Raw genomic sequence first — 15,892 nt, 5'->3', positions numbered from 1 at the left:
GCATTCATGACGTTCTTGTCTGCACCGCTGCGCGGGTTGTACGCCCTTGAGTGGCGCCGTGGTTTTTTCGACTGGGCACGCAGTGATGGCGTGACCTGGGTTTATATCTTCAAGGTGCTGATCGCTGCATTCCTCACGCTGTGGCTAGCCATGCGCCTGGAACTGCCGCAACCGCGTACCGCGATGATTACCGTGTTTATTGTGATGCAACCGCAGAGCGGCCAGGTGTTCGCCAAGAGCTTTTACCGCTTCCTCGGCACCCTGGCGGGTTCGGCGGTGATGGTTTTCTTGATTGCCCTGTTTGCGCAGAACACCGAATTGTTCCTCGGCGCGCTGGCGATCTGGGTCGGCATTTGCACCGCTGGCGCAACGCGTAACCGCAACTTCCGCGCCTATGGTTTTGTGCTGGCCGGCTACACGGCGGCGATGGTGGGCTTGCCCGCCCTGGCGCACCCGGACGGCGCGTTTATGGCGGCGGTGTGGCGGGTGCTGGAAATCTCCCTGGGGATTCTCTGTTCCACGCTGGTCAGCGCCGCGATCCTGCCGCAGACCAGCAGCGCGGCGATGCGCAACGCCCTGTATCAGCGCTTCGGCGTGTTCGCGCTGTTCGTCACCGACGGCCTGCGAGGGCGCAGCCAGCGCGAAGGTTTCGAGGCCAGCAACGTGCGTTTTATCGCCGAAGCCGTGGGCCTGGAAGGGTTGCGCAGCGTCACCGTGTTTGAAGACCCGCATATGCGTCGGCGCAACGGTCGGCTCAGTCGCCTCAACAGCGAATTCATGAGCATTACTACGCGTTTCAACGCCCTGCACCAGCTGTTGGAACGCCTGCGCACGGTTGACGCCGATCATGTGGTCGCGGCGATCAAGCCCGGCCTGCAGGACCTCGCCGAAGTGCTCGACAGCTTCTCCGGGCGCGCCCTCACCAGCCCGGACGCCGCGCGCCTGGTCAACCAACTGAGCGCCTACAAGGACGGTCTGCCCGCCAAGGTGCGCAGCCTGCGTGCCACCTTCCAGGAAGGCAACCCGAGCGAAGCCGAGCAACTGGATTTTCATACGGCCTACGAGCTGCTGTACCGCTTCGTCGACGACCTGCATAACTACGCGCAGACCCACGCCTCCCTGGCTGATCACAGCCATGCACGCGAGCAGTGGGATGAAACCTTTATCCCCAAAACCAACTGGCTGGCCTGCGCCGCCTCGGGGATTCGTGCGTCGTTCATCCTGATCGTGCTCGGCAGCTACTGGGTGGCCACCGCCTGGCCGAGTGGCGCGACCATGACCCTGATCGCCGCCGCCACCGTCGGCCTGTCCGCCGCCACGCCCAACCCCAAACGCATGGCATTCCAGATGGCCTGCGGCACCTTGATCGGCGCGTTGGTGGGCTTCGTCGAAATGTTCTTCGTGTTCCCCTGGATCGACGGCTTCCCGCTGCTGTGCGTAATGCTTGCGCCGGTGATCATCTTCGGCGCCTTCCTCGCGTCACGCCCAAAATACGCGGGCGTCGGCGTCGGCCTGCTGATTTTCTTCAGCACCGGCTCGGTGCCGGACAACCTCACGGTCTACAACCCCTACACCTTTATCAACGACTACATCGCCATGGTCATCGGCATGCTGGTGTGCGCGGCGGCGGGGGCGATCATTCTGCCGCCCAACAGCCGTTGGCTGTGGCGCCGCCTCGAACAGGACCTGCGCGAACAGGTGGTGTATGCGATCAGTGGCAAGCTCAAGGGCCTGGCGTCGAGTTTCGAAAGCCGTACCCGCGACCTGCTGCACCAGGCTTACGGCCTGGCCGTCGGCCAGCCGCGCGTGCAGCGCGACCTGCTGCGCTGGATGTTCGTGGTGCTGGAAGTCGGCCACGCGATCATTGAGCTGCGCAAGGAACAGGCGATTTTGCCGGTGCACCCGGCCTATGCCGAATCCCAGCCATGGCGCCAGGCAATCCGCGTGATGGGCCGCTCGCTGGTGCGGCTGTTCCTGCAGCCCAGTGCGAGCAACCTGGAGCGCGGCCTGATTGCCGTCGACCATGCGATCAGCCGCGTGCAGGCCACCGACGAACCCTTCGCCCCGCACTTCGACACCTCGGCCCTGCGTCGGGTGAAAAGCTACCTGCACTTTATTCGCACTTCGTTGCTCGACCCGCAATCGCCGCTGGCTGCTCTCAAAGGATCTCCACATGCCGCGTGAAATAGCCTTTCACGGCCTCTACATGCCGACCATGACCCTGATGTTCTTGATCGCGGCCGCGCTTGCCTGGGCCCTGGATCGCTTCCTGGCCGGGTTCGACCTGTACCGTTTTTTCTGGCACCCGGCGCTGCTGCGCCTAAGCCTGTTTGTTTGCCTGTTCGGCGCGTTGGCGCTGACCGTCTACCGTTGAGAATGCCCCGATGAAAAAGTTTTTCAGCCTGCTCGCGACCTTGCTGGTATTGGCTTTGGCGATCTGGATTGGCCGCACATTGTGGGTGCACTACATGGAGACGCCGTGGACCCGCGACGGCCGCGTGCGCGCCGATATCATCAACGTCGCCGCCGACGTTACCGGGGAAGTGGTCGACGTGCCGGTGCGGGACAACCAGTTGGTGAAAAAGGGCGACCTGCTGATGCAGATCGACCCCGAGCACTACCGCATCGCCGTCAAGCAAGCCCAATCCCTGGTAGCGTCCCGTAAAGCCACCTGGGAAATGCGCAAGGTCAACGCCCACCGCCGCGCCGACCTCGACGCGTTGGTGATCTCCCGGGAAAACCGCGATGACGCCAGCAACATAGCTGACTCGGCACTGGCGGATTACCAACACGCGCTGGCGCAGCTGGAAGCCGCAGAACTTAACTTGAAGCGAACGCAAGTCGTGGCGGCGGTGGACGGCTACGTCACCAACCTCAACGTGCACCGTGGCGACTACGCGCGCATTGGCGAAGCGAAGATGGCCGTGGTCGATATGAACTCGTTCTGGGTGTATGGCTTCTTTGAAGAAACCAAGCTGCCCCACGTTAAAGTCGGTGACGAGGCGGATATGCAACTGATGAGCGGCGAGACGCTCAAGGGCCACGTGGAAAGCATCTCGCGCGGTATCTACGACCGCGACAACCCGCAGAGCCGTGAGCTGGTGGCGGATGTGAACCCGACCTTCAACTGGGTGCGCCTGGCCCAGCGGGTGCCGGTACGGATTCACATTGATGAAGTGCCGGACGGCGTGTTGCTGGCGGCGGGCATCACCTGCACCGTTATCGTCAACCCAACACACAACTGAACGGTGGGAGCTGGCTTGTGTGGGAGCGGGCGTGCTCGCGAATGCGGTGTGTCAGTTAACGCAAGTATTGACTGATCCACCGCATTCGCGAGCAAGCTCGCTCCCACAGTTGATCGTGTTATGCCTTGATCAAGGTTTCATGCAGGTGGCGCCACAGCAGCGCGCCACTGGCCTGTTTTTCGAACACCACGGTGGCGCGGCGATCGGTCTGGGTGCCGCTGTCGTCAACCTGATGTTCGCGATAAGTCACCGTGGCACCACGCGCATGCCGGTCAATCCCGACCATTTCACTCAAGGTGATTTTCAACCCCGGGCGCATGCCGCCCAGGCGTGTGAACAACGCATTCAGTCCGGCTGCATTCACCCGCGCGCCCGTGGCGGGGGCAACCATGCTGAATTCAGGTGAAAAGCGCGCGAGCAAACGCTGCAACGTGCCTTCTGGCGCAACCCCGGCAAACCACTGTTCGATCTCGACGTGGGTCTGGGTCACTTCCTCAAAAAAATCGCTGTAATCAATCATGGCTGTGGCTCGCTGGCAGGGTGAAGCAGTGTGCGGACTCTGGACGCATCCAGGCGCAACACGGCAAAAAGGGGCAGCAGTGTCAGGGCTGCGGCTATCGTGAAGGTTATGACGAAGGAATCCAAGGCCGACAACAACGCACTGAGGGCGGCAGCGCCGAGGCAGAAGCTGACTTGTCGGTTGATGTTCCACAGCGCACTGGCGTGGCCCATGCGCTCGGCGGGTATGTCGAGAAACGCCAAGGTCTGCGCCGTGCTGCTGCACAGGCTGCCGCCCAGGCCCATCAACGCGTAGGCCAGAATAATTACGGCCGGTTCGGGTTTTGTCAGCAGCAGGATGCCGATGCATTGCAGGGCCATGCCCGCCAGCAGCAAGGGTTTTGGGCCGTAGCGGTTGAAGCGTTTTTTGCTCAGGAAAATCGCCAGTGCGGACGCCAGCGCCCACGGCAACATCAGCGCGCCGGTGTGTGTCGCGTCGTAGCCCAGGCCTCGCAGGTAGAGAATAGCGATCAGGCTGGTGCCGATAAATATGCCGGGGATGAACAGATAGACCAACATCGCCACGCGCAGCATCGGGCTGCGGATCTGTTTGAAAATACTGCCCACATCCAGGGCCGGGCGCACTGTTACAGGTGCATCAGGTTTTATCCACAGCAGTGCCAGCAGCAACGTGAGCAACGCCAGCGGCAGGTTGGCGTAGAAGATCCAGCGCCATGACACACTGTCGACGATCAGCCCGCCCAAAGCCGGCGACAATGCTGGAACCAGCAGCGCCACCGACATCACACTGGCTGTCAATTGGCTGCGTTCTGCCGCTGGATAGTGCCGGTAAGCCATGGCCTGGCCCACGGGGATCAGCAAGCCACCGCCCAAACCTTGCAGCGCCCGCCAGCCAATCAGCGTTTCGATGGAACCCGCCTGGCCAACCATCACCGAGGCGCCCGCGAACAACAGCAGGCTCGCCGCGATCAGCGTTCGTTCGCCCATGATCGCCGCCAGCCACACACTCAACGGAATGATCACGGTCAGCCCGAGTACGTAGGCGTTGCTGATCCACGCCAATTGCGTGACCGAGGCGTGCAGTTCGCGGGCGATGTCCGGGTAGGCAACGGTGGCGACAAACATGTTCACCAGGTCCAGGGCAAAGCCGAGTAAAAAGATCCAGGCGACTTTCGAGCGGTAGGTCATGAACGCGATCCTGCGAGTGAAGCGGGCAGGGTAGGTCGCAAGCAGCGTTTGGGATACGGTGATTTGACTGTTAGTTTGTCAAAAATATTTTGACAAAGGAGGGCTCGGCCGATGGTCAGCCTGGACCGTTTCGACACCTTCAAGGCCGTGGTCGAGGCCGGCTCGCTGACCGCCGCGGCGGACCTGCTGGGCCAGACCCGCGCCGTGGTCAGCTTCAACCTCAAGCGCCTTGAGGCAGAACTGGGCGTTACCTTGCTGACTCGCAACACGCGCCAGTTGGCGCTGACAGATGCCGGTGAGCGCTTTTACCTGCGTTGCACACGCATGTTGGAAGAGGCCCGGCTGGCAGTGGAAGAAGCCCGCTCCGAACATGCCCAGCTCAAAGGCACCTTACGCATCACCACCACGGTGGAATACGCACTGGCAGTCGTTGCTCCTGCGGTGGAGGCTTTTCGGCGCCTGCACCCGGACTTGAACATTCACTTATCCACATCCTCCACCCATGCCGATTTGATCTCCGAACGCTTTGACGTGGCGATTCGGTTGGGGCGACTGCTCGACTCCAATCACCGGGCGGTGCAGCTGTCGACCTTTGAGGTGTTTGCTGTCGCCGCGCCTGAGTTTGCCCTGGTGCAAACCCTGGATGCGTTGGAGCGCATGCCCAAGTTAGGCCATGGCCGTTTGACGGAGCTGAGCCTGACCGACCCGGCCGGCGGCGAGCATCAATACCGTTCCGGCCCTGCTGCACTGGTGGCCGACAGTGCAGCCGTCCTCCAGGCGTTCGCCGTGCGTGGTCACGGCGTCGCAGTGCTGCCGCAATGGCTGGTGCAGGGTGATCTGGAGGCGGGGCGGTTGGTGCGCTTACTGGCGGACCATCGCTTCGCGCCGCAAGGGATTTACGCCATGTACCCGGATACACGGCATTTGCCGCTGAAGGTGCGCGCGTTTATTGATTTTATGAAGGGCTAGAGTGAGCCAGAGAGTCCGAACCGCTTCTTCAGGACTTTCTCCAGCAACCCTTTTGGCAACAGCGCCGCCATCAACGGCAGCGCTCGGCTGCCATTGCCCGCACGTAACATTCGTGGCGGTTTTGGGTGTTGCACAGCCTTGAGCACTTGCGCTGCAAATTGCTTGGCCGAAGTCGGGTTGTTCTGCGAAGCCTGGGTGCGCGCACGAATGCCGTCGCGCAAGGGCCACCAGGGCGATTGTTCGTTGATCAGCAGTTCGGCCTGGGCGCCGGCGTTTTTCGCGAAACTTGTGTCGATGGCTCCCGGCTGCACTTCCAGCACCCGAATAGCAAAGGGTGCCAGTTCCATGCGCAAGGCATCGCTCAAGGCATGCACCGCGGCTTTCGATGCGCAGTACGCACCTGCAAACGGCGTGACCAGTACACCCGAAACGCTGCCGATATTCACCACCAAACCTTTACTGCGCCGCAGCGCGGGAAATAGCGCCTGGGTAACGCCGACGATGGAAAATACATTGGTCTCGAATTGGCGCTGCATGGCTTCGGTGCCGCCGTCGAGCAGCGGCCCCATGGCGCCGTAGCCGGCATTGTTGATCAACACGTCCAGTTCGCCGAGCTGTTCGGCCAGGCGCTGCAGCGCCGCACTGTCGTTGACGTCCAGTTGCACCGTGTTGAAGCCGGCTGCCGCAAGGGCGGCGACATCTGACTCGCGGCGGGCACTGGCCCAGACGTCGAAGCCGGCAGATTTAAACGCGTCGGCCAGGGCGCGGCCAATGCCACTGGAGCAACCGGTGATGAGTACGTTGGGCATGGATCAATCCTTTGTCAGTCCGAGAAGCTGCCTTGCAGGTGCTCGGCGCGAAATTCCAGGGTTTGCGGGCGGTAGCCGGGGCGCAGGGGCGGGGTGGGCAGGCAATCTTCCCAGGTAGCGCCGGCCTGCAGTTCGCCGGGGCCGCGATAACGTGGGGCCGCATAGACGTTGTCGGCCAGGTTCACGGTGTCGCCCGGCGCATACGCGGCGAGCCGCCAGCGCAGCTCGGTCAGAGGCACGTCGTTGCCGTTGATCAGCACCAGTTTCAACGGTCGGTCGGCCGGGCATTCCTGTGGCGCGTAGCTGATGCGCAATTCCAGGCGCGACAGTTGCGAAGCTTCGCGGTTGTCCAGCCACACAACCCAAATGGCCACGAAGCCCAGGCCGACGGCGGCGGCCAGCGACACCGGCAAGGCTTTGGCGGGGTAGCGCAGCAGCAGGATCAGCCAGGTGATGATCAGGAGAACGCCGAAGAACATGGAGACCACCTCGAATAGGGAACGAGCATCCTAACTTAAGCGTAGGTGGGATTGGCTAGCGTGAGAGGTGTGTTGGCCCGGCGGACGCCTTCGCGAGCAAGCCCGCTCCCACATTTGGAGCGGGTACACCCTTGGAATACGGTCCAAATAATGTGGGAGGGGGCTTGCTCCCGATGACTTGCTTACTGAGCAGAAGAGTCCGCCTGCAAGCCTTCGATGGAAGCCTCAACCAATGCCAAACCGGTTTCAGCCAATTGCAGGCTGGCCCAATTCAGGTAGCTCTGGTGTTCGGTGCATAAGTCTTGAGCCGCCAGGGTGAGCACGCGCGCGGTGCCCAAAACATAACTGGCATGTTCCAGTGCATGTTCGATGGGAATGCCGGGTTGTACGCTGAACAGGGGGGCTTCACTGCGGTCGCTGGGGCCGAAGGTGGTGGGGCGGGTGGTTTGTTTGGACATGGTAAAACTCCTATGAAAATCGGAGTTGCCACGCTTCGCCGTCAAACGAATGGGTGGCAACTGTGCGCAGGTTGACGGACCGGTCATAGGAACCCGGCGCGCTCGAAAGCGCCCCACGCACAGTCGCCATAACGCTGTGCTTGGTCCTATGAGTATCGGAGGCCGTCAAACCTCATCACGAATGAGTCGTGACAGGCGCGAGGATAGGCAGGAAGGGGGCAAGGGTCAATTGTCGATCGTTCCCACGCTCTGCGTGGGAATGCATCCCGTGACGCTCTGTGTCACCCATGCACCGGGTGTGAATCGGGACGCGGAGCGGCCCAGGCGGCATTCCCACGCGGAGCGTGGGAACGATCAGCCCCCACCCAGCCCACTGCGGATAGGGGACGCAATGGGCTGGGTGAGGGCTTCTTGTACGACCGTGTTACTGCGCGATAGTTTTCACCGACACGCCACGTTCAATCGGCGTGGAGCGCCCGTAGATATCTTCAAACCGCTCGATATCGTCTTCGCCCAAATAGCTGCCCGATTGCACTTCGATGATCTCCAACGGGATCTTGCCCGGGTTGCGCAGGCGGTGCACCGAGGCGATGGGGATGTAGGTGGACTGGTTTTCGCAGAGCAGGAACACGTTTTCGTCACAGGTGACTTCGGCCGTGCCGCTGACCACGATCCAGTGTTCGGCGCGGTGGTGGTGCATTTGCAGCGACAGGCACGCACCCGGCTTGACCGAGATGTGCTTGACCTGGAAACGCCCGCCCATGTCCACCGAGTCGTAGGAGCCCCACGGGCGATAGACTTCGCAGTGGTTCTGGGTTTCGCTGCGGCCCTGGTCGTTGAGGGTCGAGACCATCTGCTTGACGCCCTGGACCTTGTCCTTGTGGGCAATCATCATCGCGTCCTTGGTTTCCACCACGACGATATTGTCCAGGCCGATCACCGACACCAGTTTGCCGTTGCCGTGGATCATGCAGTTGCGGCTGTCCTGGATGACCACGTCGCCTTTGCTGACGTTGCCGTTGACGTCTTTATCATTGACCGCCCACAGCGAGGCCCAGCAGCCCACGTCGCTCCAGCCGGCACTCAGCGGCACCACGCAGGCGCGCTGGGTTTTTTCCATCACGGCGTAGTCGATGGAGTTGTCCGGGCAGCAGGCGAAAGTGGCTTCGTCGAAGGTCACGGTGTCGGCATCCTGCTCGCTGCGTTCCAGGGTCAGCACGCAGGTGTCGTAGATGTCCGGGTCGTGTTTTTTCAGCTCCTCAAGGAAGCGGCTGGCGCGGAACAGGAACATGCCGCTGTTCCAGAAGTAACCACCGCTTTTGACGAACTCGACAGCACGTTTTTCATCGGGTTTTTCCACGAACTGTTGCACGCGGCTCACGCCTTCGGGCAGCAGCGAATCGTTGGTGGACTTGATGTAGCCATAACCGGTTTCCGGACGGGTTGCCGGCACGCCGAACAGCACCATCTCGCCACGCTCGGCCGCCACGGTAGCCAGGGCCAGCGCACGTTGCAGGGCTTTCTGGTCGTCGATCACGTGGTCGGCCGGCAGCACCAGCATCAGTTCGTCGCGGCCTTCGTTGACCAGCATCATCGCGGTCAGGGCCACGGCCGGTGCGGTGTTGCGCCCGAACGGTTCCATCAGGATGCGCTGGCATTCGAGCTTACGTGTGCTCAGTTGCTCGTTGACGATAAAGCGGTGGTCCTTGTTGCAGACCACGATCGGGGCGTCCATGCCTTCGAACACCAGGCGCTCCAGGGTTTGCTGGAACAGCGTGTGCTCGCCGGTCAGGGCCAGGAATTGCTTGGGAAACTGCTTACGGGAAAGCGGCCAAAGACGTGAGCCGCTACCACCGGAAAGGATTACTGGGATCATGGATGTTTCTCCTTGAATCGATTGGGTCAGAGCCTGTGGGAGGGGGCTTGCTCCCGAAAGCGGTGTTTCAGTCAGCACATCTGTTGCTGAACCAGCGCATTCGCGAGCAAGCCCGCTCCCACAGGGGGAGCGTCAAATTGAAAATCTAATCAGCGGGTCGACACCGGGCGTTTTACCCACACTGGCGAAATGCTCGAACCCGAGCCGGTCACGTACAGCACGGCCGCTTCACCACGTTCCAACGCCACCGGCTTCACATCGCCGACTTTCTTGTCACCGTCATACAACGCCAGGCTGACTTTCACCGGGTTGATCTCACGCTCGCCACGGCCCTTGGCGGCCACCGACTTGACCACGTCGGTTTTGCCGTCGGCGGTCTTCAGGGTCAGCGCCTTGTCGCTGAGGTTCTGCACGCGCACCAGGGATTTCTGCTTGTTCTTGAACGGCGGTTCTTCGATCAATTGCGGCTGGCCGCTGCCGCTGTTAACCAGGGTGTAGTAGTGGTCAGCGGCAAGTTTGACCGGCACGGTCTGGCTGCCGACCTTGGCGCTGTAGTCGCCGCCCGGCATAAAGCTGAAGTCGCTGCTGGCCAGCGGTGCAACGTCGCTCAGGTTGGTGGCGCCGACGGTGGCGCTGACTTCCTGGTTGCTGGCGTTGTAGACCCGCACGAAGCTGGAGCCTTTCGGCGCGGTTGGGCCGTAGAGGGCGGCGTCGCCCCCGGCGAAGGCGGACATCGATACGAAGCTCAAGCCGGCAGCAATGGCCAGGGTCTTGGCGAGACGACGCGGAGTAGTAGTGAAAGTCATGTGAGTTACCTCTCTTTCAGTTTTGCGCCCGGTCGGGCGTCTCGGATTTTTGGTGTTTAACTGGGGTGTTCAGTGCCATGTTTTGTTGGCGCGAACCGGCTTGTTTAAGCTGCGCAACCCACTGCGGGTCGGCGTCACCGATTTCGTTGTTGACGGGCAGATAACGTTCAGGAAACTCCCAGATCAGCACCTGTGGCGGGTTGTTCTTGAAGTCGTCGCTTTTCAAGTAGCTGAGCATCGGCAGGATCGGGCCGTGGCCGTCTTCCGAGTAGTTGATGACGTCGCTGTGCAAGGCTTGCTTGAGCGCACCGACGAAGTTCCAGTTGGGGTTGGCGCTGTAGCTGGTGCCGACCAGTGCCACTGGGGTTTCGCTGTCGCTGAACAGGGCGTCGTCGCCTGTGTTTTCAGCCAGGTGCGTGACGCGTTTTTGCAGCGGCTCTTTGGGCGGCATCAGGTTTTCGAACAGCGGGTCCAGCGGCAGGAACAGGCGCAAGTCACCTTTGTGCGGTTCGGTCTTTTCAGCTTCGGTGACAAAACGCTGCGGTTCGCCGCTGAGCGGGGTCTTTTCGCTGATCACCTTGGCCAGTTGTTTGGCGGCGATTTCGGCGCCGTCCGGGGTCCAGTGGGTGTCGGTGCGCAGGAACACTTGCTTGCCGCCCAGCTTGGCCTGTTGCAGCGGGCCGAGCAGGTCCGGGGCGATGATCGTGTCGGCAGCCACACGGGCGTGGAAGTCCTGGTACAGGTTGGCGTGGATGCTTGCCGGTTTCACGTCACCCAGGTGTTCCGGGTACAGGCGCACCTTGGCCGGCACAATCGCCATGACCAATTGAATGCCTTGGGCCTTGAGCTTCTGGCGTACGCCTTCGACCAGCGCGTAGTTGCCTTGCAGGTTCTGGTCTTCATTGACGGTGGGGTTGAACTCCTCGTCGCTGTACAACCAGTGATCGCGGCCCAGCACCACGCCAGGGCGGCCTTCGTTGAACAGCTTGTAGTCCAGCGCAGCCCACAGGTTGGTGCCGATACGCTTGATCGGGAACTGGTCGTCGTAATGCGTTTCGACGGCCTTGGTCCAGCGACCATTGAGCACCGTCGCGTCGGCATTGGTGCTGAAGCCGAAGAAACTGCGCATCGACCAGGCGCCCAGGGCCAGCAGCACCAGCAGGAACAGCGCGATATAGAGGACGCGGAATGAACGGGTCATGGTCGGCTCCCTCAGAATTGGAAGTAAAGGAACGGCGAGAAACTCTGCGCCGACAATTTCAGGATCGACGCCACGAACAGCAGCAGCACTGCGGCGCGCATGGCGTAGCGTGGCCAGTCAGCGGTCCAGTAGGCCGGTTGCACGGCGGCATCCTGGCCGACGGTGAAACCTGGCTGGTGGATGCTGCCCGGGTTGTCGCCCGGCACGGCCTTGATCAGGCTCGGGTCAGCGGGCTTGGCTTTCTCCGCAGGGCGGTGGGTGTAGAAATCGCGCAGACCGAAGAACGCCAGCGTTGCGTAGGCCACCACCAGGGTTGCCACTTGCAGGCCGGTGAGGTTGGCGCGGTTGAGTTCCGACAGCGACCACTCGCCAAAGCTGAACATCGCACCGTACATACGGCCGGCGACGTGCAGGTTCTCCGAGCGGAAGATGACCCAGCCCATCACCACCAGCAGGAAGGTGAAGGCCCAGCGCACCACGTTGAAACTGCGCGGCGCGGTGTTGAGGCCGATGGCTTTTTCAATTGCCAGCCACATGCCATGCCAGGCGCCCCACACGATGTAGGTGATGTTCGCGCCGTGCCACAGGCCACCGAGCAGCATGGTCAGGAACAGGTTGCGGTAGGTGGTCAGCGTGCCTTTCCGGTTGCCGCCCAGGGTGATGTACAGGTAATCGCGCAGCCAGGTGGACAGGCTGATGTGCCAGCGGCGCCAGAACTCGGTGATCGATTGGCTGATGTACGGCTGTTTGAAGTTTTCCATGAAGCGAAAACCCATCATCAAGCCCAGGCCGATGGCCATGTCGCTGTAGCCGGAGAAGTCGAAGTACAGCTGCGCGGTGTAGGCCAGCGCGCCGAGCCAGGCATCGCCGGTGGTCGGGTTTTGCAGGGCGAAGCAATGGTCGGCCACCACCGCCAGGGTGTCGGCGATGAAGACTTTCTTGATGAAACCCTGCATGAAGCGTGTGCAGCCCTCGGAAAACTTGTCGAGGGTGTGGGTGCGGTTGTTGAACTGGTCGGCCAGGTCGCGAAAGCGCAGCACCGGGCCGGCAATCAAGTGCGGGAAGATCGCCACGAACGCCGCAAAGTCGATGAGGTTGCGGGTGGCCGGGGTGTCACCACGGTACACGTCGATGATGTAGCTGATGGACTCGAAGATGTAGAACGAGATCCCGATCGGCAACAGCACGTGGGTGAGAATGAACGGCTCCAGGCCCGCCGACTTCATCATCACGTTGATGCTGTCGACACCGAAGTTGGCGTATTTGAAGTAGCCGAGAATGCACAGGTCGACCGCCACGCCCAACAGCAGCCAGCGTTGAGCCGGCTTGGTGCGCACGCCGGCCGCACCGACCTTGAGGCCGATCCAGTAATTCCACAGCGTGACGGCGGCGAACAGCGCCAGGAAGTCCACTCGCCACCAGGCGTAGAACACGTAGCTGGCAATCAGCAGCAGCAGGTTGCGATAGCGTTGCCCGCTCAAATAGTACAAGCCGAGGAAAATCGGCAAGAACAGAAACAGGAACACATTGGACGAGAAAACCATCCCGATCTCTCCATGTTTAACCAACAGTCAAGGGCCAACGGCCCCCCCAAACCCCCCCGCGATTTCACGGGCGGGCGGTACTACATTCCTACTGACGAAACCGGCTCAAACTGTGGGAGCGGGCTTGCTCGCGAAAGCGGTGGTTCTGTAACGGATGTGTTGACTGACACTCCGCCTTCGCGAGCAAGCCCGCTCCCACACTGGGACCCAGTTTCGTCAGCTGTTTTTTCAGGAACCTTTGTTGCCTTTTTCATGCGTCGGGTCGAAGACCTTGGTCAGGTCACCGCCCAGTCGGAAGGTCTTGAACGGCTGCATCCCGTGCTTGCGCTCGAGCACATCCGGGGCGCAGGTGTAGAGGGTGCAGAAGGGTTCAAGCCAGGCAAATTTCATGTCCTCCTTGAGGTCCTTCATGTCCTGCTCTTTGCCGTTCTTCTGCTCGAAGATCTGTGGGTCTTTGACCCCGGCGAGCACCTTGTCACCCAGGCGTTTGAGGGCGCCGTTGTTTTCCTGGCGCAGGTCCACACCGTTGACCAAGGCAAAACTGGCGATCATCGCCAGCGGCGGCAGCGCGTAGTTGTGGTACGACAAGGCACGTTGCTGGCGCTTCAATTCGTTCGGCAAAAAGCCCTGGGCATCGACCTGATTGGCGCCGACCTTGTATTCCTTCACCGCCCAATCAAACAGGTCACGGCGGTTCACGGCGACAGACGTCGCCATGACCGACCAGGCCGCCCAGTAGGAGTGGTTGTTGGTTTTTTCCAGCGGTAGGTTGTCCCAATCGCTCACTACCTGATCCGCCATTTTGCTGAACCAGGCCTCGATCAATTGCGACTCCTGCTGGTGGTTGGCCAGCGGGTGCGAGTCGGAAAACTTCAGGCGCACATAGGCCGACGCCATGCTGCCCAGCGCCCATTTGCGCATGGACTTGCCGGTGTGGTTGAAGTCCTTGGACATCAACGCATCCGCCTTGGCCCAGCTCGTGAGCCAGTTCAAGGTGCATTCCAACTGCTGCGGGCGACCGTCGCGCATGAACTGCATCACGCGCTTGCTGGTGTCTTTTTCCAGCTTGGTGATGTCGGCGGTGCTGTCGCGAAAGGCTTTTTCGGATTGCACATTCAGTGTGGAACGGGCTTTGTCCGAACCTTCGTACTTGCTGCGAAATTGCAGCGAGCCGGTGTACGGCGCCGGCATGGCGTCGCAGTCATTCTTGAAATCGCCGGTCTTGAAGGCTTCCACCGGGGCGAAATAGCCCTGGGGTGGACGCAGTGGCGCGGCGGCATTCACGGCGCCGGCGAACATTGCCAGGCCCAGTAAGGTTGGGATCAGTAACTTCTGCATAGGTAACCTCATTGCCCGGCCGAAGCGGTCTGTTGACCACCGGCGGGGAATACGTTGCGTGTGCAAATTTTCGCTTCGACTTTCTGCGCGGCAGCACCCTTTTCTGGGCCCTGCACTTCCACGGCCAGCAAGTTTTGCGAGGCCCAGTCTTCGTCGGTGCGCAGTTCAAAGGCGAAACGCCCGTCTGTATCGGATGTTTCGGGTTTGTCGATCTTGATGTCCTCGTGGCGCCCGTTCATGTACCAGAGGGTGGCTTGCAGGGTTTTCACCGACGGGTCGGCGAAGCGGATGTCGACCTGATGGCTGCTGTTGCGCAGGTCTTTGTTCGAACGGTTGACCATTAATTCGTTCTTGCCGGGTTTCAACGTGGTGCTCGCGCTCATCTGCGCGGTCTTGCCTTCGCAGCCGTTGTCGAGCAGCGCCATCATCTGGCGGTAGATGGTCTCCTGGTCGAGGCGATAGAGCGGCGAGAATTCCCAGATGAGAATTTTCGGCGGGGTTTTCTGGAATTCATCGCTGCCCAAGTACTGGATCATCGACCCTTCCAGGCCACCGCCGGGGAAGGCGACGTTGAGGATGTCGGCACCGATTTCCTGTTCAAGGAAGCCGGCGAAGTTGTAGTTCTTGCCGCTGTGGCTGGTGCCCACCAGGGTGATCTGCGGGTTGCCGGCATCGCTGAACAGGTCGCCGTCGCCGGCTTCGCCTTTGGGCTCGGTGGTGAATTGGTCCATGTACTGGATCGCGTAGCTGGTGCCGCAGAGCTGCCCGGCCATGTTGTGCAGCGTGCCGGTCTTGCCCATGCGCCCGGAGCGCTTGGTTTCGAATTCGCGCTTGGGAATATCGGCAAACTCCGGCATGGCACGCACTTTGGCGCCGACGATTTTTGCCGTGCGCTGAGCGCCGTACGGGGTCCAGTGCTGGTCGCCGCGGAAGTAGAAGTCGTGGGCCGGCAACTCATCCGGCAGTTGCTCGTTGGTGAGCGGCGACAAGTCCGGCACCACATAACCCATCTTGGCGAAACGGCCGAGCATGGTTTTGTAGTTGCCCAACGCCTTGTCAAAATCGAACTTGGCTTTCTCTTCCGGGTTGAGCTTGTTGCGGTTCACCAGGCCACGGGTCGGCTGGTAGACCACCACCAGTTCCACGCCTTTGGCCTTGAACGCATCGTGCAGTTGTTGCATGCGCTTGTAGCCGGCGGGGCTGGTGTCGAATTCGGTACGCAAATCTTCCTGGGTACGGAACAGCCAGTCGCCCTGGGCTTGCACCAGGGTGGTGAAGTTCTGCTGGTAGCGCGTGGTGTAGTTCTTCGCGTCATGGGCGGCCGGGCACAGGCTGCAGCACGGCTCGGCGGTAAACGTAGGCGCTTTCACTTCATCGGCGCGCACGCCCTGGCTGGCCGCCAGCAGGCCGAGGGTCAGACCCGAGAGGCTCAGCAGTTTGATTATGTGTGGGTGCATAAG

The 15,892-nt window shown here is 61.2% G+C and carries 15 protein-coding genes; 4 read left to right on the top strand and 11 right to left on the bottom strand.

Annotated elements, in window-relative coordinates; all coding sequences use genetic code 11:
* The first annotated feature begins 6 nt into the window (after positions 1 to 6).
* The 3 genes from JFT85_RS11020 to JFT85_RS11010 are packed head-to-tail and all read left to right on the top strand — an operon-like array spanning position 7 to position 3,245.
* Complete coding sequence (locus JFT85_RS11020) at positions 7 to 2,184, top strand: FUSC family protein (protein ID WP_053254491.1); 2,178 nt, start codon at positions 7 to 9, stop codon at positions 2,182 to 2,184.
* Positions 2,174 to 2,374 carry a DUF1656 domain-containing protein gene (locus tag JFT85_RS11015; RefSeq protein ID WP_053254492.1) on the top strand — a complete coding sequence of 67 codons (201 nt, stop codon included), beginning with the start codon at positions 2,174 to 2,176 and terminating at the stop codon, positions 2,372 to 2,374. Before JFT85_RS11020 ends, JFT85_RS11015 begins: the two co-directional genes overlap by 11 nt.
* A 10-nt stretch (positions 2,375 to 2,384) precedes the next feature.
* Positions 2,385 to 3,245, top strand: coding sequence for an efflux RND transporter periplasmic adaptor subunit (locus tag JFT85_RS11010; RefSeq protein ID WP_053254493.1), 861 nt, complete (start codon positions 2,385 to 2,387; stop codon positions 3,243 to 3,245).
* A 118-nt stretch (positions 3,246 to 3,363) separates the two neighbouring features.
* Here the strand turns inward: JFT85_RS11010 and JFT85_RS11005 are convergent, their stop codons facing one another.
* Positions 3,364 to 3,765 carry a hypothetical protein gene (locus JFT85_RS11005; protein WP_053254494.1) on the bottom strand — a complete coding sequence of 134 codons (402 nt, stop codon included), beginning with the start codon at positions 3,763 to 3,765 and terminating at the stop codon, positions 3,364 to 3,366.
* Positions 3,762 to 4,952: an MFS transporter gene (locus JFT85_RS11000; protein WP_201229842.1), complete on the bottom strand. Its 1,191-nt coding sequence runs from the start codon at positions 4,950 to 4,952 to the stop codon at positions 3,762 to 3,764. Before JFT85_RS11000 ends, JFT85_RS11005 begins: the two co-directional genes overlap by 4 nt.
* A 111-nt stretch (positions 4,953 to 5,063) precedes the next feature.
* Between JFT85_RS11000 and JFT85_RS10995 the strand changes: the two genes are divergently transcribed.
* Positions 5,064 to 5,921 (top strand): LysR family transcriptional regulator, encoded by an 858-nt coding sequence (locus tag JFT85_RS10995; protein WP_201229840.1) that lies wholly within the window; start codon positions 5,064 to 5,066, stop codon positions 5,919 to 5,921.
* On the opposite strand, the gene JFT85_RS10990 is transcribed toward JFT85_RS10995, so the two are convergent.
* The 9 genes from JFT85_RS10990 to JFT85_RS10950 form a co-directional block, all read right to left on the bottom strand.
* The gene (locus JFT85_RS10990) at positions 5,918 to 6,730 is read right to left on the bottom strand and encodes an SDR family oxidoreductase (protein ID WP_053254497.1); all 813 of its coding nucleotides are present in this window, start codon (positions 6,728 to 6,730) and stop codon (positions 5,918 to 5,920) included. The two genes, JFT85_RS10995 and JFT85_RS10990, sit on opposite strands and share 4 nt — an antisense overlap.
* 14 nt (positions 6,731 to 6,744) lie before the next feature.
* The gene (locus JFT85_RS10985) at positions 6,745 to 7,209 is read right to left on the bottom strand and encodes a hypothetical protein (protein ID WP_053254498.1); all 465 of its coding nucleotides are present in this window, start codon (positions 7,207 to 7,209) and stop codon (positions 6,745 to 6,747) included.
* A 182-nt stretch (positions 7,210 to 7,391) separates the two neighbouring features.
* Positions 7,392 to 7,667, bottom strand: a complete 276-nt coding sequence (locus tag JFT85_RS10980; RefSeq protein WP_201229838.1) for a DUF3077 domain-containing protein — start codon at positions 7,665 to 7,667, stop codon at positions 7,392 to 7,394.
* Between the two features lie 424 nt (positions 7,668 to 8,091).
* Positions 8,092 to 9,543, bottom strand: a complete 1,452-nt coding sequence (locus JFT85_RS10975) for a mannose-1-phosphate guanylyltransferase/mannose-6-phosphate isomerase (protein WP_053254500.1) — start codon at positions 9,541 to 9,543, stop codon at positions 8,092 to 8,094.
* Positions 9,544 to 9,692: 149 nt separating this feature from the next.
* The gene (locus tag JFT85_RS10970; protein WP_053254501.1) at positions 9,693 to 10,349 is read right to left on the bottom strand and encodes an alginate O-acetyltransferase AlgF; all 657 of its coding nucleotides are present in this window, start codon (positions 10,347 to 10,349) and stop codon (positions 9,693 to 9,695) included.
* Positions 10,350 to 10,365: 16 nt separating this feature from the next.
* Entirely contained in the window at positions 10,366 to 11,550 is a 1,185-nt protein-coding gene (locus JFT85_RS10965) for an alginate O-acetyltransferase (RefSeq protein ID WP_201229837.1), read from the bottom strand.
* A gap of 11 nt (positions 11,551 to 11,561) precedes the next feature.
* Positions 11,562 to 13,094, bottom strand: a complete 1,533-nt coding sequence (locus JFT85_RS10960; RefSeq protein ID WP_053254503.1) for an MBOAT family O-acyltransferase — start codon at positions 13,092 to 13,094, stop codon at positions 11,562 to 11,564.
* Between the two features lie 228 nt (positions 13,095 to 13,322).
* Positions 13,323 to 14,432 carry a mannuronate-specific alginate lyase gene (locus JFT85_RS10955; protein WP_096236825.1) on the bottom strand — a complete coding sequence of 370 codons (1,110 nt, stop codon included), beginning with the start codon at positions 14,430 to 14,432 and terminating at the stop codon, positions 13,323 to 13,325.
* A gap of 8 nt (positions 14,433 to 14,440) precedes the next feature.
* On the bottom strand, positions 14,441 to 15,889 hold the full coding sequence (locus tag JFT85_RS10950) for an alginate O-acetyltransferase (protein WP_169876052.1): 1,449 nt from the start codon (positions 15,887 to 15,889) through the stop codon (positions 14,441 to 14,443).
* Positions 15,890 to 15,892: the final 3 nt, after the last annotated feature.

This window comes from Pseudomonas sp. TH04 (genome assembly GCF_016651355.1).
Lineage (GTDB): Bacteria > Pseudomonadota > Gammaproteobacteria > Pseudomonadales > Pseudomonadaceae > Aquipseudomonas > Aquipseudomonas fluorescens.
The sequence above is the reverse complement of the archived record's forward strand: the minus strand, read 5'-3'. Positions and strand labels throughout refer to the sequence as shown.